The sequence below is a fragment of the Corynebacterium sp. HMSC055A01 genome, from assembly GCF_001809405.1.
Lineage (GTDB): Bacteria > Actinomycetota > Actinomycetes > Mycobacteriales > Mycobacteriaceae > Corynebacterium > Corynebacterium hesseae.
In genome coordinates this window covers 1-2201 of the sequence record NZ_KV797548.1, presented here as the reverse complement: position 1 = coordinate 2201, position 2201 = coordinate 1, and the positions used below count along the sequence as shown (strand labels likewise).

2 protein-coding genes and 1 pseudogene are annotated in these 2201 nt (G+C 50.5%); 1 reads left to right on the top strand and 2 read right to left on the bottom strand.

Translation table 11 applies throughout. The features are described 5' to 3' along the window. Window positions 1-370, top strand: a pseudogene (locus tag HMPREF2604_RS13475) (transposase); the annotation flags it as partial. Between the two features lie 16 nt (window positions 371-386). Here HMPREF2604_RS13475 and HMPREF2604_RS02970 read toward each other — a convergent pair. Next, the gene (locus HMPREF2604_RS02970; protein WP_070563124.1) at window positions 387-1538 is read right to left on the bottom strand and encodes an SIR2 family protein; all 1152 of its coding nucleotides are present in this window, start codon (window positions 1536-1538) and stop codon (window positions 387-389) included. A 398-nt stretch (window positions 1539-1936) separates the two neighbouring features. Beyond that, a partial coding sequence (locus HMPREF2604_RS02965; protein WP_168162983.1) for an ATP-binding protein occupies window positions 1937-2201 on the bottom strand: 265 nt, incomplete at its 5' end.

Genomic DNA, 2201 nt, shown 5'->3' with positions numbered 1-2201 from the left:
GTGGGCCACCGATGACGACTACGTGTGCCTAGAAGTAACGTGGTTGCTCTACCAAGACATGATCGCAGCGTACGCGCATCCGAAGAAATCGGAAGGCAAAAGCTTATGGAACGCATCATCCACACCCTGCGCAAAGGACTACCAAAAGGCTTAGAAGAGCTCGCCCAACTGGGACGCACCCTGTGGCGACGACGCAAAGATGTGCTCGCCTACTTTGATATCGGTGCATCCAACGGCCCCGTCGAGGCAATCAACGGCAGACTCGAACACCTACGCGGCATCGCCCTAGGATTCAAAAGACCTCGACCACTACATCTTGCGATGCCGAATCCACTCCGGACAACTACAGGACAAAATCAACGCACTCTAAAACCGGAAGGGCTGCTTTAGCCCAGTGACTTCTTGAAATCCTTCCATTGACTTTGAGAAGTAAAACCAACAGCACCATCTTGATGGACGAAAACCCTGAAGGCTTCGTCTAGCTCGTCTTCGGTCAAACCTAGATTGCGCAAAACACCTTCACGAGTAGTTGAACTGGTCCCCACTACCAATAGGCTTCGGATGCTCCGGTTTAAGACTGCAGAACGAATACGCCTATTGACCGAATCATCTCTGAAAGAATACCCAATGACTACACAGCCCTTGGCCGAGCCCAACGCGTCTTCAAATACTTCGTATGCGAGATCATATGGTGGTTCTTTGATAATTTCAGGTTTGTCTTCTGGTTTAGCTAACACAACACAGGGACGAACGTTTGACGCTCCCGTACGTAATGGCCCCCACGGATGCGCTTCGGAAACATCATTTTTCTTAACTTTTACAACACTACCGTCTTCACCTTCCCAAAAAGTCAAAGACCCGTGAAGATGAACCAATCGGATACGGCGCTCTCGAGGAAAGTTCACCCCTACGCGCATCGGGTAACCAGTGAGAGAACCGGTGCCGAACAAGTCAATCTCCAGCGGTTGCGAACCGTCAGCCATATCTGTCAGTTCTTTATAGTAAGGGGCCAACCCCTGCATTAGGATCGAGTCGTAGTTTAAATTGGCGAAGGTGATATTGCCCGACGGAAAAGAATCAACAATGTCTCGAACAATTTTCCGAAGCTTTGTTAAATCGCTATTTTCGAGCTTCGCATGATCATCGATGTACTCCAGTACGTGCGAAATTCCTCTCATTTGAACTTCGTTCGAAAACTTTCGGGTTTTTTCGATTGCGGCAGCCAACGATTTGTCGCTCACCCCGCCCAAGTTATCGGCTATTTCGCCCAATAATCCAAGATTTCTCGCCTCAAATCCGAAAGCCCCCACTAATGCTTCGAAGTCAGAGCCAGCACCGCCTTCCCCTGCAAAATTTACTCTTTCAGCAAGCGCCTGCATCACTTTGGCAACGTCATCACCCGAGTCATTTTGAATTGCGTTAAAGGCTTCCTCTGTAATTTTTTGCAGCGTCAAGTCGCGGTTTAATGCGATAGTCAGTCCATTGCCAACTAGAACCGTCAAATTTCCTTCATGGACTTCCTGTGAAATCGTCGTCATTGTTTCCATCCTAGACCTCCCCCTCCACGAGACGTAGAATCTGCCCCTACTCCTGTGATTGACTCGAATCTCAAAGATGAGAGTAGCACCTGTTACGATCGTCTATTTGCTAACAGTGTCTCGACTATCCAGTAGTGCATCAAACAGCCGGGCCGACCCCTTCGACCCGGCCCAGTACCAATTACCCGGAACATGACAGTACCAAGTCCCCAAAACACTGGTACCAAAAACTCGCATCTGACAGCGCCCAGCGCTGTGGCGAAGACCCGTGAGGGTTTCAAAGTTTGTCCGTAGTGTCGATTTTGTTAAGAAGACCGAAATGGTAGCGGCGTGGTGAGTATCTGGTAGCGCCTGAGTGAGTACCTGGTAGCGGTATCTCACTCAGGCTTTGTCGGTTGTTATGCGTTGGTGGTCAGGCGCATGTTTGGTCCTTCCAATGTGATGATCTCGGCGCCGGAGACGAGTCGGTTGAGGATTGACTCGGAGATCACGGCGTCAGGGATGGACTTGTACCACTCCTGTGGGGTGAACTGCGAGGTCACAATGGTTGAGACTTTGTGTTCCCGCCCGGCGAGGATATTGAGTAGTTGGTGCGCGGTCGCGGCATCAACAGGTGTGGTGAGAAAGTCATCCAGGACCAGGACGTCGACGTCGTGGAGCTGC